The following is a 23,299-nucleotide window of genomic DNA, read 5'->3' as shown; positions in this document are numbered from 1 at the left end:
CAGGGCCCGGATCGTGCGGTCGTGCGGCGCACACGGCGAGGGCCGTCGCCCGCAACAGCCGTAACCGCGCGGGTACGGTGCCGGGGCGGCCGCGCAGCGACGCCGTCAACGTGCGACGCGGCCGGCCCGGCGACCCCCCACCGAGGGGAGGCCTGCGCGGAACACGGTGCCGTCTCCCTGACCCGGAATCCCCACCGCCGTCCGGATCCGGACCAGGTGGCACCTGCCGCCGCTCCTCAGCGGTAACGGTGTGCGCCATTCCGCAGCCCCCTCCGCACCGCCGAGCGGCCTCCGCCGGCCTCCCCTCCGTGCTTCCACTGTCTCCCCGCCGGCCCCGTCCCGGGCCCTGCGTTGTCGGCCCCTTGACGGCGGACCCCCGGCGCTTGACGCCTTCCTGACGCGACCCGCCCCCGGCCCCGCGACGGCGGCCGCGCACGGCCGGGCGCGGCGGTGCTTCACGCGTGGGGCCGAGGACGGCGACCGTCGTGACGGTCGGCGCCAGGTAGCCGGCCGTGGCGGCCGGGAACCGCCACCACGGGCCGGGCAACCAGGCGGCGCCGCGGGGCGTCCTCCGCGCGCGCCGAAGCCCACCCGGCGGGCGTGATGCCGGGTGGGTGGGGGCGGCGGTGGGTCAGCCGGCCAGCTTCTCCAGCGCGATGTTGAGCTCCAGGACGTTGACGGTCGGCTGGCCGAGGATGCCGAACTGCCGTCCGTCCGTGTGCTCCTTGACCAGCCGGGCGACCTCGGTGGTGCTCAGCCCGTTGGCCTTGGCCACGCGCGCGGTCTGGATGTCCGCGTACGCCGGGGAGATGTCCGGGTCGAGGCCGGAGCCGGACGCCTGGACCGCGTCCGCGGGGACCTTGGACTGCGGGACGCCGTTGAAGGCGGCGACCTCCTGCTTGCGCTCCTTCACCAGGTCGGTGAGGGCCTTGCTGGTGACCGCGAGGTTGGACGCGCTGGTGTAGGTCGGGTCGTACGGCCCGGCGCCGGCGCCCGCGTCGGCCGCCGAGGGGCGGGGCTGGAACCACTTGGGGTCCGGGGCGAAGTCCTTGCCCGTGGTGAAGTTCTGGCCGATCAGCGTGGAGCCGACGACCCTGCCGCCCACCTTCGCCTCGGAGCCGTTGGCCTGGTCGTGGAAGGCCGCCTGGCCCACCCCCCACACCGCGACGGGGTAGACGACGCCGAGGACGACGGTCAGCACCAGCAGCGCGCGCAGGGCGCTCCAGAGCAGCCGGGCGGAGTTGCGTACGGAAGTGTTCATGGTTCTCTGCACGCCTCGCGTCAGTGGATTCCGGGGATCAGGGAGATGGCCATGTCGATCAGCTTGATGCCGATGAACGGGGCGACCAGGCCGCCGAGTCCGTAGATCCCGAGGTTCCGGCGGAGCATCCGGTCGGCGCTGGTGGGCCGGTAGCGCACGCCGCGCAGGGCGAGCGGCACCAGCGCGATGATGATCAGCGCGTTGAAGATGACCGCGGACAGGATCGCGGACTGCGGCGAGGACAGCTGCATGATGTTGAGCTTGTCCAGGCCCGGGTAGACGATCGCGAACATCGCGGGGATGATCGCGAAGTACTTCGCCACGTCGTTGGCGATGGAGAAGGTGGTCAGCGCGCCGCGGGTGATGAGCAGCTGCTTGCCGATCTCCACGATCTCGATCAGCTTGGTGGGGTTGGAGTCCAGGTCCACCATGTTCCCGGCCTCCTTGGCGGCCGAGGTGCCGGTGTTCATGGCCACGCCCACGTCCGCCTGGGCCAGCGCCGGGGCGTCGTTGGTGCCGTCACCGGTCATCGCGACGAGCTTGCCGCCCGCCTGCTCCCGCTTGATCAGCGCCATCTTGTCCTCGGGCGTCGCCTCGGCCAGGAAGTCGTCGACCCCCGCCTCGTCCGCGATCGCCTTGGCCGTCAGCGGGTTGTCACCGGTGATCATCACCGTGCGGATGCCCATCCGCCGCAGCTCGTCGAACCGCTCCCGCATGCCCTCCTTGACCACGTCCTTCAGGTGGATGACACCCAGCACGCGGGCCGCGCCGTCCTCCTTGACCGCGACCAGCAACGGGGTGCCGCCGGCGGCGGAGATGGTGTCGACGGTGCGCTGCGCGTCGGGGGCGACGGTGCCGCCGTTCCCGCTGACCCAGGCGGCGATCGCACCGGCCGCGCCCTTGCGGATCTGGCGGCCGTCGACGTCGACGCCGGACATGCGGGTCTGCGCGGTGAAGGGCACGAACGCGGTGTGCCCGAGCTCGCCCTCGTTTCGCTCGCGGAGGCCGTACTTCTCCTTCGCCAGGACGACGACGGAACGGCCCTCGGGCGTCTCGTCGGCCAGCGACGACAACTGCGCGGCGTCGGCGAGCCCGGCCTCGTCCGCGCCCGCCACGGGCACGAACTCCGCGGCCTGGCGGTTGCCGAGGGTGATGGTGCCGGTCTTGTCGAGCAGCAGGGTGGACACGTCGCCGGCGGCCTCGACGGCCCGGCCGGACATGGCGAGCACGTTGCGCTGCACCAGGCGGTCCATGCCGGCGATGCCGATCGCCGACAGCAGGGCGCCGATCGTCGTCGGGATGAGGCAGACCAGCAGCGCGACCAGGACGATCATCGACTGCTCGGCGCCCGCGTAGATCGCGAACGGCTGCAGGGTGACGACCGCGAGCAGGAAGACGATGGTCAGCGAGGCCAGCAGGATGTTCAGCGCGATCTCGTTGGGCGTCTTCTGCCGGGCCGCGCCCTCCACGAGGGCGATCATCCGGTCGATGAAGGTCTCACCGGGCTTGGTCGTGATGCGGACGACGATCCGGTCCGACAGCACCTTCGTGCCGCCCGTGACCGCGCTGCGGTCACCACCGGACTCCCGGATGACCGGCGCCGACTCACCGGTGATCGCCGACTCGTCGACCGACGCGACGCCCTCCACGACGTCACCGTCACCCGGGATCACGTCGCCCGCCTCGCAGACCACCAGGTCGCCCACGCGCAGTTCCGTCCCCGGCACGCGCTCCTCGGCGCCGTCCATGAGACGGCGGGCGACGGTGTCGGTCTTGGCCCGGCGCAGCGTGTCGGCCTGGGCCTTGCCGCGGCCCTCGGCGACGGCCTCCGCGAGGTTGGCGAAGATCACGGTGAGCCAGAGCCATGCGGTGATCGCCCAGCCGAACCAGTCGGCCGGGGAGAGCAGCGCCAGCACCGTGGTGAGCACCGAGCCGATCAGGACCACGAACATGACGGGCGATTTGACCATCACCCGGGGGTCGAGCTTGCGCAGGGCGTCCGGGAGGGACCGCAGCAGCTGGGCCGGGTCGAAGAGCCCGCCCGAGACACGGGCGCCGTGGCCCGCGTCCGGGGCGTGCGGTGCCGGTCCCTCGGGCGCGCGTACGGGTGTGTCGGTGGACATGGTTTCCTCTGCGGGGGTGGGGGTGGTCGCACGGCTCATGACAGGCCTTCGGCGAGCGGGCCGAGGGCGAGCGCCGGGAAGTAGGTCAGTGCGGTGATGATCAGGATCGCGCCGACCAGCAGGCTCGCGAAGAGCGGCTTCTCGGTGCGCAGGGTGCCCGCGGTGGCGGGCACCGGCTTCTGCCGGGCGAGCGAACCGGCCAGGGCCAGGACGAAGACCATCGGCACGAAGCGCCCGAGGAGCATCGCGAGGCCGAGCGTGGTGTTGTACCACTGCGTGTTGGCGCTCAGGCCGGCGAAGGCGGAGCCGTTGTTGTTGCCGGCGGAGGTGTAGGCGTACAGGACCTCGGAGAAGCCGTGCGGCCCGCTGTTGAGCATGGAGTGCGGCGGGGTCGGCAGGGCCATCGCCAGGGCGGTGAAGACCAGCACGACGGTCGGGGTGACCAGGATGTAGAGGGCGGCGAGCTTGATCTCGCGGGTGCCGATCTTCTTGCCCAGGTACTCCGGGGTGCGGCCGACCATCAGGCCGGCGATGAACACCGCGATGATCGCCATGATCAGGATGCCGTAGAGGCCGGAGCCGACACCGCCCGGGGCGATCTCGCCCAGCATCATCCCGAGCAGGGTGATGCCTCCGCCGAGGCCGGTGAAGGAGGAGTGGAAGGAGTCCACCGCGCCGGTCGACGTCAAGGTGGTGCTCACCGCGAACAGCGACGAGGCGCCGACGCCGAAGCGCTGTTCCTTGCCCTCCATGGCGGCGCCCGCGATCTGGTTCGCCGAGCCGGGGTGCGCGAACTCGACCCAGGTCATCAGCGTGACGAAGCCGATCCAGATCAGGCCCATCGCCGCGAGGATCGCGTAGCCCTGCCTGATGTTGCCGACCAGCTTCCCGAAGGTGCGGGTCAGCGAGAGCGGGATCACCAGCATCAGGAAGATCTCGAAGAGGTTGGTGAACGCGTCCGGGTTCTCGAAGGGGTGGGCGGAGTTGACGTTGTAGAAGCCGCCGCCGTTGGTGCCGAGCTCCTTGATGGCCTCCTGGGAGGCCACCGCGCCTCCGGTCAGCGTCTGGTGGCCGCCGGCGAGGGTGGTGATCTCGTGCCAGCCGGCGAAGTTCTGGATCGCCCCGAAACCCACCAGCACGATCGCGGCGACGAACGCCACGGGCAGCAGGATGCGGACGGTGCCGCGGACCATGTCGGCCCAGAAGTTGCCGAGCTCACCGGTGCGCGAGCGCACGAAGCCGCGGACCAGCGCCACGGCCACGGCCATGCCGACCGCCGCCGAGACGAAGTTCTGCACGGCCAGGCCCGCGGTCTGGGCGGCGTGGCCCATGGCGTTCTCACCCATGTACGACTGCCAGTTCGTGTTGGTCACGAACGAGGCCGCGGTGTTGAACGCCTGGTCGGGCGTGATGGCGGCGAAGCCGAGCGACAGCGGAAGGTGGTCTTGGAGCCGCAGGAACAGGTACAGGAACAGCACGCCCACGAAGGAGAAGGCCAGCACCGCCCTGAGGTAGGCGGGCCAGCGCATCTCGGCGTCCGGGTCGGCGCCGAAGCAACGGTAGATCAGCCGCTCGACCCGCAGGTGACGGTCGGAGGTGTAGACGGCGGCCATGTAGTCGCCGAAGGGGCGGTACACCAGGGCCAGCGCCACGATGAGGGCGGTGACCTGGAGCACGTCAGCGGTGATGGGGCCCATGTCCGGAACTCAGAACCTCTCGGGTCGGACGAGCGCCAGGATCAGGTAGCCCAGCAGGGCGACGGCGACGACGAGTCCGACGACGTTCTCGGCGCTCACAGCTTCGCCACCCCCTTGGCGATGAGGGCCACCAGCGCGAAGACCGCGATTGTGGTGACCACGAAGGCCAGGTCGGCCATCGTGTGCTCCTAGCTTCGGATCGAACGTTTACCAGGCCAGGAAACCTCCGTCCCCGCCGTACGCGGGCCTCGTTGACGGCTTCCATACGGGCCCTCACGGCGCCTTGACGGACCTTTGACGTTCACCCCGATGACCTGCGAAAACGCCCGTGGGCCGACCTGTTCTCACAGGTCGGCCCACGGGCGTTCGGCGTGGCCGGGGCACTGGGCCCCGGGGTTCAGTGCACCTCGGTGATCTCCGGTCCGCGACGCATCGGGTCGATGCCGTCGGAGAAGCGACCGGCCTCCTCCTGGGCGATGCCCTCGGGCACCATCTGGGCGTCGTTGGGCAGCTTCAGCACGATCGGGTCGCGCGGCGCCATCGGCGACTCGCCGCGGACGACGACCGTGTCGCGGAAGATCTGCTCCAGCAGGCCGGCGGTCTCGGGCTGGACGGCGCCCTGCCCGGAGATGACGCCCCGCAGGAACCAGCGCGGGCCGTCACAGCCGACGAAGCGCACGACCTGGACGCCGTTGGCGCCGTTGGGCAGCTGCACCGGAACCTGGGCGCGCAGCTCCCAGCCCAGCGGACCCTCGACCTCGTCGACGATGCCGCCCTGCTTGGTGATGCCGGACGCGATCTCGTCGCGGACCTCGCCCCAGATGCCCTCCGACTTGGGGGCGGCGAAGCCCTGCAGCTGGACGGCGCTCTCCCGGAGCACCACGGTCGCGGCGACGATGGACTCCCCGGCCACCTCGACGCGCAGCTCCATGCCCTGCACACCGGGCACGAACAGCCCGCCCAGGTCGACCCGGCCCTCGGCCGGGTCCCTGACCTCGCTCACGTCCCACGGGCCGTCCGGCCTGGGGGCGGGCGGAAGGTTGTACCGACGGGACTCCATGGAGTCGTCCGACTCCTCGGCGTCTTCGGCCAGCTCGTCAGGGCTCTCGGCCTCGAGCTCGTCGAGGGCGTCTCCGCGCTCCTTGCGACGACGACGGAACACGTCACTGTCCTTCCCGGTCAGCGATGACCGATGCGTATCCATTGCCGGACGGACCGACCGGCGAGCCATCCACCGCGGCATGACCCCCCGTGGAGCCGAAGCCCCCTGCCGCCCGTTCCGAGCCGGGCAGCTCCGCCACCTCGTGGAAGCGGACCCGCTCGACCTGCTGGACGACCAGTTGGGCGATCCGGTCCCCTGCTGCGAACCGTACGCTCTCGCGCGGGTCCAGGTTGACCACGATCACCTTGATCTCCCCACGGTACCCGGCATCAACCGTTCCCGGGGCATTCACGAGCGCCACTCCGCACCTCGCGGCCAGGCCCGAGCGCGGGTGCACGAAGGCGGCGTAGCCGTACGGCAGCGCGATCGACACGCCCGTGGGCAGCACGGCACGCTCACCGGGGGCCAGTTCGGCCGCCTCGGTGGTGACGAGGTCGGCCCCGGCGTCGCCCGGGTGCCCGTACGAAGGAATCGGGACGTCCTCGTGCAAACGGTGGATGAGGACGTCGACCGGGGGGCGACCGCCGCCGGTCACGGGTTCACCTCGAAGGCGCGCGCGACCTTGACCTGGTCGGGGTCGGACATCGCGGCCCGGATCTCCTCGGGGCGGCCGTTGTCCGTGAAGTGCTCCAGCTTGACCTCGATGAACAACGCGTCCGCACGGACGGCGACCGGGCCGTCGGGGCCGCCGATGCGGCCGACCGCGGTGGAGTAGATCTTGCGCCCGGCCACGGCGGTGCAGCGGGCCTCCAGGTGGAGGGTGGCGCCGACCGGCACGGGCTGCACGAAGTCGGTCTCCAGCCGGCCGGTCACGGCGATGGTCCGCAGCAGCCAGGCCAGCGAGCCGAGCGTCTCGTCGAGCGCCGTGGCCAGCACACCGCCGTGCGCCAGGCCCGGGGCGCCCTGGTGGGCGGGCTGGACCGTGAACTCCGCGGTCACGCTGACGCCCTCACCGGCCGTGGCCTCCAGGTGCAGGCCGTGCGGCTGCGCCCCGCCACAGCCGAAGCAGTGGTCGTAGTGCGCGCCCAGCGGTTCGCCGGGAGCGGGGGCGTCGGGGTGCCGCTCGGGCGCGACGGCGTCGCTCGGCGGTGTCAGGCCCGGGCGGTCCGGGCCGGCGTCGGTCGTAGCTCCACTCACGCGGGAGACCCTACCCTCCTGCGGGATCCATTCCCGCCGCCCGGCCGTTGTCCTTGCGGCCCCGCGGCCCGCCCATCACCGGAGCACCCTCCCTTGGAGCACCACATGACCCCCAGGTCCGTCGTCGTCACAGGAGCCGGGTGCGGGATCGGCCTCGCCACCACCCTGGAACTCGCCCACGCCGGTTTCGACGTCATCGGGACGGTACGGAGCGAGGAGAAGGCGGAGGCGCTGCGGGAGGCGGTGGAGCGCACCGGCGCGTCGGTGCGCACCGTGCTGCTGGACGTCACGGACGCCACGTCCTCCGTCCGGGCGTTCACCGAGATCGCCACGATGACGGACGGCGGCCCGTGGGCGGTGGTGAACAACGCCGGGATCGCCCAGCCCGGCGCGATCGAGGACGTCGACGACGAGCAGGTCCGGCAGCAACTGGAGACCAACCTGGTGGCCCCGGCGCGCATCGCCCGCCTGGTGCTGCCCACGATGCGGGCCCGGCGCGCGGGGCGGATCGTCAACATCTCGTCGATCTCCGGTCGGGTCTCGATGCCGCTGCTCGGCTGGTACTGCGCCAGCAAGCAGGGCCTGGAGGCGGTGACGGACGCACTGCGGATGGAGGCCGCCCCGTTCGGGGTCAAGGTCGTGCTGGTGGAGCCCGGCTCGTACGGCACGGACATCTGGCAGCGCGGCGCGAGCCGGCTCCCGCAGCGCCGCAACTCCGCCTACCGGCACCAGTACGAGGCCGCGGAGGAGATGATCAAGCGGGAGCTGCCCTCGCCGCGCCCGGTGGCGCGCACGGTCCTGAGGGCGCTCACGGCACCGCGGCCGCTCCCCCGCTACCTGGTGGGCACCGACGCCCGGTCCTCCGCCGTCCTGGACGCCGCCCTGCCGACCGCCGCGACCGACTGGGCCAAGCAGGTCGCCACGGGGCTGCGGCGTCCCCCGCGCGCGGCGCACGCGCTGACGAGGCTGCGGTCCCGGGGCGGGCGCTGAGGACACGGCATGACAAGCTTGGTGTCATGACCGTCATGAGCTATGAGGAGCGGCTGACCGCGCCGCGTTCGTGGTGGGGCCTCGCCGTCGGCGCGGGCGTCTCACTGGCGCTGATCCTGCTGCCCTTCGGCCCCCTGGCGCTGCTCGGCGGGCTGGTGGGCGGTACGGCCGCCGGAGCGGCCCTGGTCAGCGCGTACGGCTCGCCGCGGCTGCGGGTGGTCGCCGGTTCGCTGGTGGCCGGGGACGCGAAGATCCCCGTGACGGCGCTCGGCGAGGCCACGGTGCTGGACCGGGACGAGGCCGTGGCCTGGCGGTCGTACAAGGCCGATCCGCGCGCCTTCATGCTGCTGCGCGCGTACGTGCCGACCGCGCTCAAGGTCGAGGTCACCGACCCGGACGACCCGACGCCCTACCTGTACCTGTCGACCCGATCGCCCGAGCGCCTGGCCGCGGCCCTGCGGGACGTGCGCGTCTGAGCGGACGGGCGCCCCGGCACGGGGTGCCCGGTGCCGGGTGGCTCAGCCACCGGGCCCGAGCGCGGGCGGGGGCTCCTCCTCGGCGGACAGCAGGCCCCAGGGCACCTGGCGGACGCGCAGGTCCTTGCGGATCTGCTCCGCGAGCTTCTTGGTGTCGCGCCGGTTCATCACGGCACCGACGGCCGCGCCGACCATGAACGGGGTCAGTGTCGGCAGGTTGCGCATGGTGCGCTTCATCAGCTGCTGGCGCAGCTCGCGCTTCATCCTGCCGCCGAGGGCGATGTTCAGCGTGGACGGCTTGGAGAAGTCGATCCCGCGCCGCTCGGTCCACTCGGCGAGGTACATCGTCGACCGCTGACGCAGCGTGCCCGGGGCGCGCAGCCCGTAGACCTCGTGCAGCTCGGCGATGAGCTTGTACTCGACCAGGGCGACGCCGAGGGTCTCCGAGGCCAGCTCCGCCGGCATGGCCGGCGGGGTGGGCAGCATGGCGGCGGCGCCGATGCCGGCGCCGACCGTCGCAGTGCCCATCGTGGCGGCGTTCACCAGCTTGTCGGCCAGTTCCTCGGGCCCGAGCCCGGGGAACTGGCGGCGAAGCGTCTCCAGGTCCCTGACGGGGACCCTCGGGGCCGTCTCGACGAGCCCGTCGACGAAGGTGTTCAGCGCCGCCTTGGCGCGTGCCCGTGCCCGTGCGGCACGGCCGGGGGGACGGAACGGGACGAGATCTCCCGCCGGCCCCTCCGTTGCGCCCGCGAGCGAGGCCTCATGGCCCCGCTCGTCGTCGCTCGCCACGGTCCGGCTCTCCGTCAGGCCGCGCAGTCGCGGCAGATCGGGTTGCCGTTCTTCTCCGTCGCCAGCTGGCTGCGGTGGTGCACGAGGAAGCAGCTCATGCAGGTGAACTCGTCCGCCTGCCGGGGCAGCACCCGGACCGACAGCTCCTCATTGGAGAGGTCGGCTCCGGGCAGCTCGAGGGACTCGGCCTGGTCGAACTCGTCGACGTCGACCGTCGAGGTCGACTTGTCGTTCCGCCTGGCCTTGAGTTCCTCGATGCTGTCCTCGTTGACGTCATCGTCGGTCTTGCGTGGGGTGTCGTAATCAGTAGCCATGTATCGCTCTCCCCCTCTGGGTGTCTGCGGTGTCTCCAGCGCACGTAACGCACGGGAGGCCGGTCTTGTGCCCGGCCCGAAGCGGAGATTTTGCCTTACATCAAGTGCCGTTACTCAATCGACACCCAAACGCACCCCCGAAGAGGTGATCGCATCCGCTGCCGGTCATGACCGGAAACGGCCCGCTTGTCGCACCTTGCTCGCGCCTCCACGTGTACTTCCCGTGATCATGACCTGCGGAAACATGGATTTTTCCGGTCTTTTCCCGGAGGTCGCCATCACGGAGAGTACCCGCGACCGGAATCGTATGTGTGATCGCTCACAGCATGCCCCCGAGGCGCGCAGACCGCAAAATTCAGCGCAAAGCGAACACGCCTCCGGGGGTGTCGTGTGACGGGTCACACGGGGATGACAACCCGCATGACCAGGCCACCTCCCTCGCGCGGGACCGCGCTGATCGTGCCGCCGTGGGCCCGGGCGACGGACTTGGCGATGGAGAGCCCGAGACCGACGCCCTTGTCACTGCCCGTGCGCTCGTTGCCCAGCCGACGGAAGGGTTCGAACAGGTTGTCGATCTCGTACGCGGGGACGACGGGCCCGGTGTTGACGACCGCCAGGACCGCGGAGCCCGCCTCGACGCCCGTGGTGACCTCCACCCAGCCCTCGTCCGCGACGTTGTACCGGACGGCGTTCTGCACCAGGTTCAGCGCGATGCGCTCCAGCAGCACCCCGTTGCCCTGGACGACCGCCTCGCCCAGCGCGGCACGCAGCTCCACGCCCTTGGCGTCGGCCTCGCTGCGGGTCTGCTCCAGCGCCTGGGTGGCCGCCTCGGCGAGGTCCACCGGTTTGCGGTCGACGATCTCGTTGTCGCTGCGGGCGAGCAGCAGCAGGCCCTCCACCAGCTGCTCGCTGCGCGTGTTGGTGACGAGCAGGTTCTTCCCCAGCTGTGCCATGTCCGGGGAGGCGTTGGGGTCGGCGAGCTGGACCTCCAGCAGCGTGCGGGTGATCGCCAGCGGCGTTCTCAGCTCGTGGGAGGCGTTGGCGACGAAGCGCCGCTGGGCGTCGAAGGACCGCTCCAGGCGCTCCAGCATGTCGTCGAAGGTGTCCGCCAGCTCCTTGAGCTCGTCGTCCGGGCCGGTCAGGTGGATCCGCTGGGTCAGGTCGGAGCTCACCACGCCGCGCGCGGTGCGGGTGATCCGGCCGAGCGGCGCCAGCACACGGCCGGCCAGCAGGTAGCCGAAGGCGAAGGCGAGCACGGCGAGACCGACGAGCGCGAACAGCGAGCGCTTGAGCAGAACGTTCAGGGCGGTCTCGCGCTGCACCGCCAGGCAGTGGACGTAGGCCTTGTTGAAGGCGTCGGGGTTGGTCGGGCCGGTGGGCAGCTCGGGACACAGCCCGGTGAGCGACAGCCGGCCGGCCTCGACGTGGAACTGCGCCTCGGTGCCCTGGCGGATGGCCTGGGCCGCCAGCAGGTAGATGATCCACAGCAGTATCACCCCGGCGATCAGGAACATGCCGCCGTAGAGCAGGGTGAGCCTTATCCGGATCGTGGGGCGCAGCAGCGGCATGGGGCGGGCGGCCGGCTTCGGGTCCCAGGTGGGCTTGGGCGGGATGGCCTGCGACGCGGGCGGGGTCGTCGGCGAGGACGAGGGCGCGGGCACGGCGGATCAGATCCGGTAACCGGAGCCGGGCACGGTGACGATCACCGCGGGCTCCCCGAGCTTGCGGCGCAGCGTCATGACGGTGACGCGCACGACGTTGGTGAAGGGGTCGGTGTTCTCGTCCCAGGCCTTCTCCAGCAACTGCTCCGCGGAGACCACGGCACCCTCGCTGCGCAGCAGCACCTCCAGCACCGCGAACTCCTTGGGGGCCAGGTGGACCTGCCGGCCCTCCCGGGTCACCTCGCGGCGGTTGGGGTCGAGCTTGATCCCGGAACGCTCCAGCACCGGCGGCAGCGGCGCCGTCGTACGGCGCCCGAGGGCCCGCACGCGGGCGGTCAGCTCGGTGAAGGCGAAGGGCTTGGGGAGGTAGTCGTCCGCGCCCAGCTCCAGCCCCTCCACGCGGTCGCTGACGTCGCCCGCGGCGGTCAGCATCAGGACGCGGGTCGGCAGGCCCAGCTCCACGAGCTTGCGGCACACGTCGTCCCCGTGGACGACCGGCAGGTCGCGGTCGAGGACGACGACGTCGTAGTCGTTGACCCCGATCCGCTCCAGGGCGGCGCCGCCGTCGTAGACGACGTCGACGGCCATGGCCTCACGGCGTAGTCCGGTGGCTACCGCATCGGCGAGCAGTTGCTCGTCCTCGACGACCAGTACGCGCAAGGCGCTGTTCCTTCCCTAGGCACTTCTCAAAGAGCCGTGCACAGCCCGCGTGCGCAGGCTGAACGCCCCTCCATCCTGCACCGGGAGGCCGTAAAACAGGGGTAAGAGCAGTTGGCGCCCAATTCTTCGCGTCCCGGAGGTTTCCCCTCCGGCGGGCCTGGGGAGGACGACTGCACACCCCCGATCACGCCCCCAGGGCGTCCGCAACTCCCGTGGCAGTAGCCGCTGTGTGATCCGAGGGGTCCCCGGACAAGACCTGTGAACGAACGACCCCGCACATCGCACGACCCCGAATATCCCTGTGTCAACCCACGACGACGAGGGGGCGCCACCTGATGGACGCATTCACCACTGGAATCCTGCAGCGCATACACAGCACCGAATCGGACCTTCTGCGCGCCCGCGAGGACGGGGACGAGTTCCTGGCCGAGGTCGAGGAGGCCGAACTGGCCGACCTGCGCCGCCTCGCCGCTGAGCACGGCGTCCAGGTGCTGCCCAAGATCGCCTGAGATCGCCCAGGGCGGCACAGCCGAACGCCGCGCCCCGGACACCTGGACAGGTGCCGGGGCGTTCGCGTGCCCGCCGCCGGTTCCGCACGGGGCGGCCGGCCGTCACGGGGGCGTCAGCGGCCCTCAGTCGTGCCAGGCGCCGAGTTCGTCGAGCCGGCGCTGCAGGGGCTCGAACAGTCCCGGCGGGGCCGCCACGGTCAGCTCCGTGGACTCCGGCACCCCGGGGCGGCCGCCGGTCAGGGCACCGGCCTCGCGGGCGAACAGCGCGCCCGCCGTGTAGTCCCACGGGTTCAGGCCGCGCTCGTAGTAGCCGTTGAGGCGGCCGCAGCCCACGTCGCACAGGTCGATGGCGGCGGATCCGCCGCGACGTATGTCCCGCACCTGCGGCACCAGCTCGCGCAGCACCCTCGCCTGGCCCTCGCGCCGCTCCTGCAGGTAGCCGAAGCCGGTGCCGATCAGCGCCTGGTCCATCGGCGGCGCCGGGCGCACGGCCGCGGGCCGGTCGCCCACCCACGCGCCCCGGCCCAGCACCGCGCGGTAGCTCTCGCCGCGCATCGGGGCCTCGACGACCCCGACGAGCGTCTCGCCGTCCCGCTCGGCCGCGATGCTCACGGCCCACGACGGCAGGCCGTACAGGTAGTTCACGGTGCCGTCCAGCGGGTCGATCACCCACCGGATCCCGCTGGTGCCCGGGGTGCTGGCGCCCTCCTCGCCCAGGAGCCCGTCGTCCGGACGGCGCTCGATGACGAAGGAGGCGATCAGCTTCTCCGCGGCGATGTCCATCTCGGTGACGACGTCGATCGGGCTGCTCTTGGTGGCGGCCACACCGAGGTCGGCCGGGCGGCCGTCGCGCAGCAGCTCGCCCGCCCTGCGGGCGGCCTCGAGGGCCACGGCCAGGAGTTCGTCCTTGAGGTGGTCGTTCACGGTACTCCTCGTGCGTTCGGGTACGTCGGTCACTCGGCGCCCGCGGCAGCGGGCCGCGGGCTGCGCGCCGGGCAGCAGCCCACGGGGCACACGTCGTGGCTGGGCCCGAGCGCGCCCAGCGCGCACCGCTCGGGGGTCAGGCCCCGCTCGGTGGCGGCGCGCTCCAGCACCAGCTCGCGCACGGCGGCCGCGAAGCGCGGGTCCGCTCCCACGGTGGCGGCACGGGCGACCGGCAGGCCCAGTTCCGCGGCCTTGGCGGTCGCCTCGGTGTCGAGGTCGTACTTGACCTCCATGTGGTCGGAGACGAAGCCGATCGGCACCATGACGGCGGCGGGTGCGCCGGAGGCGTGCAGCTCCTCCAGGTGGTCGCAGATGTCGGGCTCCAGCCACGGGATGTGGGGGGCGCCGCTGCGGGACTGGTAGACCAGCTTCCACGGGCGGTCGGTGCCGGTGGCCTCGCGGACGGCGTCGGCAATAACCCGGGCGGTGTCCAGGTGCTGGGCGACGTAGGCGCCGCCGGCTCCGTCCTCGGTGTGCGCCTCGGGCCGGCCCGAGGTGTCGGCGGCCGCGGTGGGGATCGAGTGGGTGGTGAACGCCAGGTGCGCCCCGTCCCGGACGTCCTCGGGCAGCGTGGCGAGGGCGGTCAGCACCGCGTCGGTCATGGGCCGGACGAAGCCGGGGTGGTTGAAGTAGTGCCGCAGCTTGTCCACGCGGGGGACGGGGTGTCCTTCGGCCTCAAGGGTGGCCAGGGAGTCGGCGAGGTTCTCGCGATACTGCCGGCAGCCGGAGTAGGAGGCGTACGCGCTGGTGGCCAGGACCAGGACCCGGCGGTGGCCGTCCCCGGCCAGCTCGCGCAGCGTGTCGGTGAGGTAGGGCGACCAGTTGCGGTTGCCCCAGTACACGGGCAGGTCGAGGCCGTGCTCGGCGAAGTCCTTGCGCAGCGCCTCCAGCAGCTCGCGGTTCTGCGCGTTGATGGGGCTGACCCCGCCGAAGAGGAAGTAGTGCTGCCCCACCTCCTTCAGGCGCTCGCGGGGGATGCCACGGCCGCGCGTGACGTTCTCCAGGAAGGGGACGACGTCGTCGGGCCCCTCGGGCCCCCCGAAGGACAGCAGGAGCAGTGCGTCGTACGGAGTGGCGGTGCCGGCCTCGGTGTGATCGGACATGTTCCGATCCTGCCACCCGGGGGTGACGGCCGAAGAACCGGGAAAATTCGCTTGCGCTCCCTTTGTAAGCTGTGTGAGGCAGTCACATTCCTTACTCCGGCCCCCACCTCAGCCCCCGAACATCGGCGACGAAGCCGTTGGAGCGCCCTGTGCCCAGTCCCTATCGCGCGATCTTCTCCACTCCGGGGACCAGGGGTTTCTCGGCGGCGGGCTTCATCGGCCGGATGCCGCTGTCCATGCTCGGCATCGGCATCGTGACGATGATGTCCCAGGTCACCGGCCGCTACGGGATCGCGGGCGCCCTGGCGGCCACCCTGGCACTGGCCGGGGCGGCGCTGGGTCCGCAGGTCTCCCGCCTGGTCGACCGGTACGGCCAGCGCAGGGTGCTGCGCCCGGCGGCCGGGGTGACGGTGCTGGCGGTGGCGGGCCTTCTGGTGTGCGTACGGACCGGGGCCCCGGACTGGGCGCTCTTCGTCTGCGTCGCGCCGGCGGGGACGACCCCGAGCCTGGGCGCCATGGTGCGGGCACGGTGGGCCATGATCCACCGGGGGTCGCCCGCGCTGCTGCACACCGCCTACTCCTTCGAGTCCGTCGTCGACGAGGTCTGCTTCATCGTGGGCCCGATCCTGTCGATCGGGCTGTGCACGATCTGGTTCCCGGAGGCGGGGCCGCTGCTGGCCGTGCTCTTCCTGGCGGCCGGGGTGTGGCTGCTGAGCGCGCAGCGCGCCACCGAACCGCCGCCCCACCCTCGCGAACAGCACACCCCCGGCTCCGCACTGCGCTCCCGCGGGCTGCAGGTGCTCGTGCTGACCTTCGTCGCGACCGGGGCGCTCTTCGGTGCCGTGGACGTCAACACCGTGGCCTTCGCCGAGGAACAGGGCCACAAGGCCGCGGCCAGCGTGGTGCTCGCGGTGTACGCGGCGGGTTCCTGCCTCGCGGGGGTGCTTTTCGGCCTGATGAAGCCGGCGGGAACGGCTTCCCGCCGCTTCCTCCTGGGCGTGGCGGCCATGGCCGTGAGTATGATCCCGCCACTACTGGTCGGGAACTTGACGTTCCTGGCCGTGGCGCTGTTCGTCGCGGGCCTGTCCATCGCACCGACGATGGTCACCACCATGGCGCTCGTCGAGCAGTTGGTACCGCGCGCGAAGCTGACCGAGGGCATGACGTGGACGAGCACGGGGCTCGCGGTCGGTGTGGCGCTCGGCGCCTCTCTGGCCGGGTGGGTGATCGACGCGGCGGGGGCCCGGGCCGCGTTCGCGGTGCCCGCCTCCGCCGCGGCGCTCGCCGTGGTGGCGGCCTTCCTGGGGTACCGCCGGCTGGAGCCGGCGCCTGAGCTGGAGGGGACGCGTGCGCATGGCTACGACGAACAGGACCGCCGGGAAGGCCACATGGCGTAACTGGGCGGGCAACGTGCGGGCCGTGCCCGCGCGGACCGCGTCACCCGCCTCGGTGGACGAACTGGCGGCCGTGCTCCGCAAGGCGGCGGCGGACGGGCTCCCGGCCAAGGCGGTCGGCACCGGGCACTCCTTCACCTCGACGGCGGCGACCTCGGGCGTCCTGATCCGGCCCGAGCGGATGACCGCGGTGCGGGGCGTCGACCGCGAGGCCGGCACGGTCACGGTGGAGGCGGGCGTCCAGCTCAAGCACCTCAACGCGCTGCTCGCCGCCGAGGGCCTGTCGCTCACGAACATGGGCGACATCATGGAACAGACCGTGGCCGGCGCGACCAGCACCGGAACGCACGGCACGGGCCGCGACTCGGGCTCCATAGCCGCCCAGGTCAAGGCGCTGGAAATGGTGCTCGCCGACGGTTCGGTGCTCACCTGCTCGGCGGAGGAGAACGCCGAGGTCTTCGCCGCCGCCCGGATCGGACTGGGCGCGCTCGGCGTGGTCAGCGCGCTCACCTTCGCGGTCGAACCGCTCTTCCTGCTCGCCGCGCGCGAGGAGCCCATGCGCTTTGACCGGGTGGTCTCCGAGTTCGACCAACTGGTCGAGGAGAACGAGCACTTCGAGTTCTACTGGTTCCCGCACACCGACGGCTGCAACACCAAGCGGAACAACCGCAGCCAGGGGCCCGCCGCCCCGGTCCCGGGCGTGCGCGGCTGGATCGACGACGAGTTCCTGTCCAACGGGGTCTTCCAGGCGGCCTGCGCCGTGGGCCGGGCGGCGCCCGCGCTCATCCCGGGCATCGCCCAGGTCTCCAGCCGGGCCCTGTCGGCCCGCGCCTACACCGACATCCCGTACAAGGTGTTCACCCATCCGCGTCGTGTGCGTTTCGTGGAGATGGAGTACGCGGTGCCGCGCGAGGCCGCGGTGGAGGTGCTGCGCGAACTGAAGTCCATGGTCGAGTCCTCGCGGTTCAGGATCAGCTTCCCCGTGGAGGTGCGGGTCGCCCCGGCGGACGACATCGCGCTGTCGACGGCCTCCGGCCGGGACACCGCGTACGTCGCGGTGCACATGTACCGCGGCAGCCGGTACCAGGAGTACTTCACGGCGGTCGAGCAGATCATGACCGCCCATCAGGGGCGCCCCCACTGGGGCAAGATCCACACCCGGGACGCGGACTACTTCGCCAAGGCCTACCCGCGCTTCGCCGAGTTCACCGCCCTGCGCGACCGGCTGGACCCGGACCGGCTGTTCCGCAACGACTACCTGCGGCGGGTGCTCGGCGAATAGTTCCACTTGTGTGGTTTTTGTGAAGATCCCGACCCAACTCCCTTGGCGCGCGCGAAGTTCGACGGCGCGGCGCCCCACCGACGTGGCCCAAATGGAGTACTGTGACAAATCCTGGCTCCGGGGGGAGACGGCGCACTCGTCCCGGGGTGCCGTCGATCGAACCGGAGACACTTGACGCCGGGTGGTTCGTTTGGTCACTCAGCGTTGCAAATAGGTAACCGTGCCATAACGGCGAGTCACGGCACATGCCCGACACGCCGGGAAACTCAGCAAGGTTGTGGCAGGCTGCACCCGGGCAGGTCACACTCGTCCATCGGGAGCAGCGACGCACGTGACGTCGGCAGGCACCACCCGGGAGGTAACCGTGCCCGAACTGCGTGTCGTGGCCGTCAGCAACGACGGCACACGGCTGGTGCTCAAGGCTGCCGACAGCACGGAGTACACGCTTCCGATCGACGAACGTCTGCGTGCCGCCATCCGCAACGACCGGGCGCGGCTGGGCCAGATCGAGATCGAGGTCGAGAGCCATCTGCGCCCGCGCGACATCCAGGCGCGGATACGAGCCGGTGCCACCGCGGAGGAGGTCGCGCAGCTCGCCGGGATCCCGGTGGAGCGCGTCCGGCGCTTCGAGGGCCCCGTGCTGGCGGAGCGCGCCTTCATGGCCGAGCGGGCCCGCAAGACCGCGGTGCGGCGTCAGGGCGAGAGCACCGGTCCGCAGCTCGGTGAGGCCGTCGCGGAGCGGCTGCTGCTGCGCGGCGCCGAGAAGGACAGCGTCCTGTGGGACTCCTGGCGGCGTGACGACGGCACCTGGGAGGTGCTCCTCGTCTACCGGGTGGCCGGTGAGCCGCACTCCGCGAGCTGGACGTACGACCCGCCGCGCCGGCTCGTCCAGGCCGTGGACGACGAGGCGCGCGCGCTCATCGGGGAGACGACCCAGGAGGCCGCACAGGAGCCGAGCTACCCCTTCGTGCCGCGGATCGCGCGGCTCCCGCGCGACCGTGCGCTGGAGCGGCCCGACCGCGCCGAGCGGGCGGAACGCACCGCCGAGGAGCGGGCGGAGGAGGAGCGCGACTCCCTGACCAGCCTCCTGGAGGCGGTCCCCAGCTTCCGCGGCGACATGGTGGTGCCGGCCCAGGCGGGGCCGCCCTCCGTCACGCCCGACACGCCGGCCGCGGCCACGGTCGCGGAGGACGGTCCCGACACGCCCGGGGCGGAGGAGGAGGCGCCGCCGGCCCCCGCCGCGAGTGCGGGCGCGGGCTCCGCGTACGCCGACGTCCTGATGCCGCGTTCGGTCGGCGCCCACCGCGACCGGCTGGTCGGCTCCACCGACCGCCAGGCCGAGGCGGACGGGGTCCGTCCGGGACGGCGGGCGACGGTGCCGAGCTGGGACGAGATCGTCTTCGGGAGCCGGCGCAAGAAGCAGGACTGACCGGGGCACGCCGCCCCTCAGGGGGTGCCCCGGTGCGGTCCTCCGTATGGGCCGGCCTCCAGCCGCCGGCGCCCTGTCAGCCCGGTTGCGGCCCGGTCGCGACGTCCCGGCCCGCCGTGGACCACTCGCTCCAGGAGCCGACGTAGAGCGCCGCGGGGATGCCGGCGACCGCCAGGGCCAGCACCTCGTGGGCGCCGGAGACGCCCGAGCCGCAGTAGACGCCGACCTCGGCGCCGGGCGTGGCGCCGGCCTTGCCGAAGCGCGCCGCCAGTTCGTCGGCGGCGAGGAAGACTCCGGTGTCCGCGGCGACGTTCTCCGTGGTCGGGGCGTTGACCGCGCCGGGGATGTGACCGGCGACGGGGTCGATGGGCTCGGTGTCGCCCCGGTAGCGCTCCGGCGCGCGGGCGTCCAGGAGGACGCCGCGGCGGGCCAGTGCCGCCGCCTCGTCGGCAGTGAGCACGGGGAGCGCGCCCGGCGCCGCGGTGAACTCGCCCTCCTCGTCGGCGGGGACGTCCGCCTCGAGGGGCAGTCCCGCCGCGGTCCACGCCGCGAGCCCGCCGTCCAGGACGCGGACCCGCTCGTGCCCGGCCCACCGCAGCAGCCACCACGCGCGGGCGGCGCCCCAGCCGGGACCGCCGTCGTAGACCACGACGTCGCGGTCCGGGCCGACGCCCGCGCGGCGCATGGCGGCGGTGAACACCGCGAGGTCCGGGAGGGGATGGCGGCCCGCCGCCCCGGGCGGTCCGGCGAGTTCGGTGTCGAGGTCGACGTAGTGCGCGCCGGGCAGGTGACCGGCCTCGTACGCGGGACGGCCGGGCGGCCCGCCCAGTTGCCAGCGGACGTCCAGAAGGGCGGCGCCTCCCGGGACGCCCTTCGGCAGCGCGGCCAATTCGGTTACGGTAATGACAGGATGCATAAGCCCATTGTGGTCACCCGACGCGGGAAACCTGCGGCGCGGCCCCGGTCCGCGGCACACCCGGTGGTGCGAGCATCGCTGTGGCACGTCCCCTGCAAGCCCGAGCGTTGCTCCCCAGGAGAGAATTGATGACCGAGGTAGGGAACCGCCACCCGCACGGCACCCCGTGCTGGGTCAGCCTGCTGGCTCACAGCGTCGAGGCCACGCAGGAGTTCTACAGCCATCTGTTCGGCTGGGAGTTCCACCCCGGTCCGCATTCCCTGGGCCTGTACGTGCGCGCCACGCTGGACGGGAAGAGCGTGGCCGGCATCGGCGAGCTGCCCAGGGACCGGCACCTGCCGATCGCCTGGACGACCTACTTCGCCACGGACGACGCCGACAAGACCGCCGAGCTGATCCGGATCTGTGGCGGCACGGTGGGCGTCGGCCCGCTGGACGCGGACGACGCGGGACGGCTGGCCGTCGCCTCGGACCCGATGGGCGCGGTGTTCGGGGTGTGGCAGGCCCGGCACCACCGCGGGACCGAGCTCTTCGGGGTACCGGGCGCGCCGGTCTGGAACGAGCTGGTCACCCGGGAGACCTCGCTGGTCGGCAAGTTCTACTCGGTGGTCTTCGGGCTGGAGACCGACGCGGTCGTCTCCACCGACTTCGACTACCTCACGCTCCACCTCGCCGGCCGTCCAGTCGGCGGGATCCACGGCGTCGGCCGGGCCCTGCCGCGCGACCGCGGGGCGCACTGGATGACGTACTTCGAGGTCGCCGACACCGACGCCGCCGCCCGCCAGGTGACGGACCTGGGCGGGACGGTCATCCGCACGCCGCGCGACTCCGAGTACGGCCGGCTGGCCACCGTGGCGGACCCCGAGGGCGCCGTCTTCACCGTGATCCGGTCCCGGCCGCAGCCGGGGGCCGGCGGCAGCTAGTCGACCGGCAGGACGTCCGGCGAGATCGCCGCCGCGCGCGCCGCGGCCGCGGTCATCCGCCGGATGTGGTGGCGGCGGCAGAGCACCTCGTAGCCGATGTCCGCGCCGGGGCGGTTGACGTCGCCGACGACGACCTGCTCGCCCTCGACGACCATCTCCCCGCCCACCGTACGGGCGTTGTGCGTGGCACGGGCGCCGCACCAGCACAGGGCCTCGACCTGGAGCACCTCGATCCGGTCGGCCATCTCCACCAGGCGCCGGGACCCCGGGAAGAGCTTGGTGCGGAAGTCGGTGGTGATCCCGAAGGCGAAGACGTCCAGCCGCAGGTCGTCGACGATGCGCGCGAGCTGGTCGATCTGGTCCGGGGTGAAGAACTGGGCCTCGTCGACGATGACGTAGTCGGCGCGGGCGCCGCCGGACAGGTGGGTGACGAGGTAGCCGTAGAAGTCGAAGTCGTCGGCGGCCTCGACGGCCTTGGTCTCCAGGCCGAGCCGGGAGGAGAGGACGCCCTCGCCGGCCCGGTCGTTGCGGGTGAAGATCAGGCCCTCCAGGCCGCGTGCCGAGCGGTTGTGCTCGATCTGCAGGGCGAGGGTGCTCTTCCCGCAGTCCATCGTTCCGGAGAAGAACACGAGCTCAGGCATGAGGAGGCGGCGGCCTTTCGGGGCGGTGGTGGGCGGTGGGCAGGGAGGGCGGTGCGTCAGGTGCGGACTTCCAGCAGCGGCACCAACTGCTCCACGGGGGTCATCGAGCCGTGCAGGCCGACCATGGTGGACTCCCCCGGCTCGGAGCGGGTGGCGACGATCGCGACGTCGTCCCGGGCGACGGCGACGACGTCTCCGATGCGGCCGAGCACCCGGTCCTCCACGACGGGCCCGAACCAGCCCGCGGCGACCGCCTCTTCACGGGAGGCCACCCACATCTGCTCGCCGAGCACCTCGCTCCACACCGCGTGCACGTCGGCTGCGGCGCCTGGCACGGCGTAGACGTGACGGGCCCGGGCCTCGCCGGCGAGGACGGCGACGCCGGCGCGCAGCTCCCAGTCCTCGTCGAAGTCGATCCGGGACTCCGGGTCGAAGGGGATGTCGATCATGCCGTGGTCGGCGGTGATGTAGAGCGCGCTGCGCGGCGGGAGCTGCTCGGCGAGCCGCTGGGCGAGCCGGTCGGCCATCATCAGCTGGCCGCGCCAGGCGTCGGAGTCGACCCCGTGCCGGTGACCCATGGAGTCCAGCTCGCTGTAGTACGTGTAGACCAGCGCCCGGTCGGTCGCCGCGAGCCGCTCGGCGGTGAGGTCCATGCGCTCCTCGCCGCTGAGCCGCCCGTGGAAGGTGCCGCCGCTGAGGGCGATCTTCGTCAGCGGGGTGTGCTGGAAGGTCGGCGAGGTGACCTGGCAGGTCTCGATGCCGGCGGCCTGGGCGAGCTGGAAGACCGTGGGGTACGGCTGCCAGACGTAGGGGTCGGTCCACGGCTGCCAGCGCAGCTGGTTCATCAGCTCGCCGGTGTCCGGGTTCAGCACGGTGTACCCGGCCAGGCCGTGCGCGCCGGGCGGCAGCCCGGTGCCGACGGAGGCGAGCGAGGTCGCGGTGGTGGAGGGGAAGCCCGCGGTGATCGGCCGGCCGCTGCCGGTGGCCGAGACGGCGATCAGGGAGGTGAGGAACGGCGCCTCGTCGGGATGCTTGCGGATCAGCTCCCAGCCCATGCCGTCGACGAGGAACACGCAGACCCGGTCGGCGGGCACCAGGTCGAGCGCCGTCCGCGGGGCGCCGGTGATGCCGAGCCCGGCGGCGACCGCGGGCAGCAGGTCGCTCAGGGAAGCGCTGCCGTAGCGCGGGGCGGGCGCGGCGTACGGATCGAGCGGTTCGTAGGACGGGGCGGGATGGACCATCAGGAGGCCGCGCCCGCGGTCGCCTCGGAGAGCGCCTGTGCGAAGGCGAGGGCCTGGCGGACGGTCTCGGGGCCGTCGCCCGCCTCACTGACCCGCAGGCTCAGGTCGTCGGCGCTGGAGGAGCCGGTGTAGCCGTGGTCGGCCTCGCAGTTGGGGTCGCCGCAGGCGGCGGGCTCCAGGTCGATGCGGCTGACCGCGCCCCAGCCGATGGTCAGCACGACCTCGCGGGGCAGGGTGCCCGGGGTGTACGACTCGGGGTTGGCGACGACCCGGCTCAGCACGACCGACGAGATCCGCTCCAGCTTGACCGACTCGGTGGAGGTGGTGGCGTAGGGGCTCGGGGAGGTGTCGTCGGCGCTCTGCTCGTCGGTGTGGCTGACGATGAAGCGGGTGCTGGTCAGGACCAGGACGGTGACGTGCCGGCGGACCTCGTTCGCGTCGAAGGTGGTCTCCTGGTGGACCAGGTACGAGGCGACCGCCTCCCCACCGACGGAGGCCTCCACGGCCTCGGCCACGAGGGCGGGGTAGTAGCCGCTGCGCTCGATCGCCGCGCGCAGCCCCTGGGTCGTCGTACTGGTCTTCGCCATGGCGACCATCCTAGTGCGGA

The 23,299-nt window shown here is 72.2% G+C and carries 24 protein-coding genes; 7 read left to right on the top strand and 17 right to left on the bottom strand.

All coding sequences use genetic code 11. The features are described 5' to 3' along the window. Positions 1–631: 631 nt before the first annotated feature. The 7 genes from kdpC to ACFYYN_RS06735 form a co-directional block, all read right to left on the bottom strand. Positions 632–1,261 (bottom strand): potassium-transporting ATPase subunit KdpC, encoded by a 630-nt coding sequence (gene kdpC / locus ACFYYN_RS06765; protein ID WP_500544928.1) that lies wholly within the window; start codon positions 1,259–1,261, stop codon positions 632–634. Positions 1,262–1,281: 20 nt separating this feature from the next. Next, on the bottom strand, positions 1,282–3,384 hold the full coding sequence (gene kdpB, locus ACFYYN_RS06760) for a potassium-transporting ATPase subunit KdpB (protein ID WP_500544927.1): 2,103 nt from the start codon (positions 3,382–3,384) through the stop codon (positions 1,282–1,284). 35 nt (positions 3,385–3,419) lie between these two features. Then, positions 3,420–5,081, bottom strand: coding sequence for a potassium-transporting ATPase subunit KdpA (gene kdpA / locus ACFYYN_RS06755; protein WP_500321916.1), 1,662 nt, complete (start codon positions 5,079–5,081; stop codon positions 3,420–3,422). Positions 5,082–5,090: 9 nt separating this feature from the next. Next, on the bottom strand, positions 5,091–5,180 hold the full coding sequence (gene kdpF, locus ACFYYN_RS06750) for a K(+)-transporting ATPase subunit F (protein WP_499514510.1): 90 nt from the start codon (positions 5,178–5,180) through the stop codon (positions 5,091–5,093). Positions 5,181–5,478: 298 nt separating this feature from the next. Further along, on the bottom strand, positions 5,479–6,243 hold the full coding sequence (locus tag ACFYYN_RS06745; RefSeq protein ID WP_499601817.1) for a DUF3710 domain-containing protein: 765 nt from the start codon (positions 6,241–6,243) through the stop codon (positions 5,479–5,481). A gap of 1 nt (position 6,244) precedes the next feature. Next, positions 6,245–6,778: a dUTP diphosphatase gene (gene dut / locus ACFYYN_RS06740; protein WP_499514508.1), complete on the bottom strand. Its 534-nt coding sequence runs from the start codon at positions 6,776–6,778 to the stop codon at positions 6,245–6,247. Then, entirely contained in the window at positions 6,775–7,380 is a 606-nt protein-coding gene (locus ACFYYN_RS06735) for a PaaI family thioesterase (RefSeq protein WP_500337672.1), read from the bottom strand. The genes dut and ACFYYN_RS06735 overlap by 4 nt, the downstream gene beginning before the upstream one ends. Before the next feature lie 105 nt (positions 7,381–7,485). On the opposite strand from ACFYYN_RS06735, the gene ACFYYN_RS06730 reads away from it, so the two are divergent. Together ACFYYN_RS06730 and ACFYYN_RS06725 are read left to right on the top strand one after the other, a co-directional pair. After that, positions 7,486–8,370, top strand: a complete 885-nt coding sequence (locus ACFYYN_RS06730) for an SDR family oxidoreductase (RefSeq protein ID WP_500321918.1) — start codon at positions 7,486–7,488, stop codon at positions 8,368–8,370. Between the two features lie 26 nt (positions 8,371–8,396). Next, a complete protein-coding gene (locus tag ACFYYN_RS06725) occupies positions 8,397–8,846 on the top strand; it encodes a DUF3093 domain-containing protein (RefSeq protein ID WP_500321920.1) in 450 nt (149 codons plus the stop codon). A gap of 42 nt (positions 8,847–8,888) precedes the next feature. On the opposite strand, the gene ACFYYN_RS06720 is transcribed toward ACFYYN_RS06725, so the two are convergent. The 4 genes from ACFYYN_RS06720 to ACFYYN_RS06705 form a co-directional block, all read right to left on the bottom strand. Further along, positions 8,889–9,635: a hypothetical protein gene (locus tag ACFYYN_RS06720; protein ID WP_500321921.1), complete on the bottom strand. Its 747-nt coding sequence runs from the start codon at positions 9,633–9,635 to the stop codon at positions 8,889–8,891. Positions 9,636–9,649: 14 nt separating this feature from the next. Next, positions 9,650–9,949 carry a DUF4193 domain-containing protein gene (locus tag ACFYYN_RS06715; protein ID WP_018561848.1) on the bottom strand — a complete coding sequence of 100 codons (300 nt, stop codon included), beginning with the start codon at positions 9,947–9,949 and terminating at the stop codon, positions 9,650–9,652. A 398-nt stretch (positions 9,950–10,347) separates the two neighbouring features. Next, a complete protein-coding gene (locus ACFYYN_RS06710) occupies positions 10,348–11,610 on the bottom strand; it encodes a sensor histidine kinase (protein ID WP_500321922.1) in 1,263 nt (420 codons plus the stop codon). A gap of 6 nt (positions 11,611–11,616) precedes the next feature. Further along, positions 11,617–12,270, bottom strand: a complete 654-nt coding sequence (locus ACFYYN_RS06705; RefSeq protein WP_499514502.1) for a response regulator transcription factor — start codon at positions 12,268–12,270, stop codon at positions 11,617–11,619. A 335-nt stretch (positions 12,271–12,605) separates the two neighbouring features. Between ACFYYN_RS06705 and ACFYYN_RS06700 the strand changes: the two genes are divergently transcribed. Next, a complete protein-coding gene (locus ACFYYN_RS06700; protein ID WP_018561851.1) occupies positions 12,606–12,779 on the top strand; it encodes a hypothetical protein in 174 nt (57 codons plus the stop codon). Between the two features lie 123 nt (positions 12,780–12,902). Here the strand turns inward: ACFYYN_RS06700 and ACFYYN_RS06695 are convergent, their stop codons facing one another. Further along, entirely contained in the window at positions 12,903–13,703 is an 801-nt protein-coding gene (locus ACFYYN_RS06695; RefSeq protein ID WP_500544926.1) for an inositol monophosphatase family protein, read from the bottom strand. Positions 13,704–13,732: 29 nt separating this feature from the next. Continuing rightward, positions 13,733–14,866: a ferrochelatase gene (locus ACFYYN_RS06690; protein ID WP_500544925.1), complete on the bottom strand. Its 1,134-nt coding sequence runs from the start codon at positions 14,864–14,866 to the stop codon at positions 13,733–13,735. 149 nt (positions 14,867–15,015) lie between these two features. On the opposite strand from ACFYYN_RS06690, the gene ACFYYN_RS06685 reads away from it, so the two are divergent. From ACFYYN_RS06685 to sepH, 3 genes are all read left to right on the top strand, one after another. Next, the gene (locus tag ACFYYN_RS06685) at positions 15,016–16,263 is read left to right on the top strand and encodes an MFS transporter (RefSeq protein WP_500321925.1); all 1,248 of its coding nucleotides are present in this window, start codon (positions 15,016–15,018) and stop codon (positions 16,261–16,263) included. Further along, positions 16,220–17,542, top strand: coding sequence for a D-arabinono-1,4-lactone oxidase (locus ACFYYN_RS06680; RefSeq protein WP_500544924.1), 1,323 nt, complete (start codon positions 16,220–16,222; stop codon positions 17,540–17,542). The genes ACFYYN_RS06685 and ACFYYN_RS06680 overlap by 44 nt, the downstream gene beginning before the upstream one ends. Positions 17,543–17,873: 331 nt before the next feature. Further along, positions 17,874–18,971, top strand: coding sequence for a septation protein SepH (gene sepH, locus ACFYYN_RS06675; RefSeq protein ID WP_500321927.1), 1,098 nt, complete (start codon positions 17,874–17,876; stop codon positions 18,969–18,971). 76 nt (positions 18,972–19,047) lie between these two features. Here sepH and ACFYYN_RS06670 read toward each other — a convergent pair whose 3' ends face one another. Beyond that, on the bottom strand, positions 19,048–19,887 hold the full coding sequence (locus tag ACFYYN_RS06670; protein ID WP_500544923.1) for a sulfurtransferase: 840 nt from the start codon (positions 19,885–19,887) through the stop codon (positions 19,048–19,050). Positions 19,888–20,015: 128 nt separating this feature from the next. Between ACFYYN_RS06670 and ACFYYN_RS06665 the strand changes: the two genes are divergently transcribed. Beyond that, positions 20,016–20,810, top strand: coding sequence for a VOC family protein (locus tag ACFYYN_RS06665; RefSeq protein ID WP_500544922.1), 795 nt, complete (start codon positions 20,016–20,018; stop codon positions 20,808–20,810). Here ACFYYN_RS06665 and ACFYYN_RS06660 read toward each other — a convergent pair. From ACFYYN_RS06660 to ACFYYN_RS06650, 3 genes are read right to left on the bottom strand one after another with little or no spacing between them, the layout of a single operon-like run. Beyond that, positions 20,807–21,451 (bottom strand): thymidine kinase, encoded by a 645-nt coding sequence (locus ACFYYN_RS06660; protein ID WP_499514494.1) that lies wholly within the window; start codon positions 21,449–21,451, stop codon positions 20,807–20,809. The two genes, ACFYYN_RS06665 and ACFYYN_RS06660, sit on opposite strands and share 4 nt — an antisense overlap. 56 nt (positions 21,452–21,507) lie before the next feature. Continuing rightward, positions 21,508–22,692 (bottom strand): alkaline phosphatase family protein, encoded by a 1,185-nt coding sequence (locus ACFYYN_RS06655; RefSeq protein WP_500544921.1) that lies wholly within the window; start codon positions 22,690–22,692, stop codon positions 21,508–21,510. Then, positions 22,692–23,279 carry a DUF5998 family protein gene (locus tag ACFYYN_RS06650; RefSeq protein WP_500544920.1) on the bottom strand — a complete coding sequence of 196 codons (588 nt, stop codon included), beginning with the start codon at positions 23,277–23,279 and terminating at the stop codon, positions 22,692–22,694. The genes ACFYYN_RS06655 and ACFYYN_RS06650 overlap by 1 nt, the downstream gene beginning before the upstream one ends. Positions 23,280–23,299: the final 20 nt, after the last annotated feature.

This window comes from Streptomyces sp. NPDC001902 (assembly GCF_042891295.1).
GTDB lineage: Bacteria > Actinomycetota > Actinomycetes > Streptomycetales > Streptomycetaceae > Actinacidiphila.
This window is presented reverse-complemented; position numbering and strand designations above follow the sequence as displayed.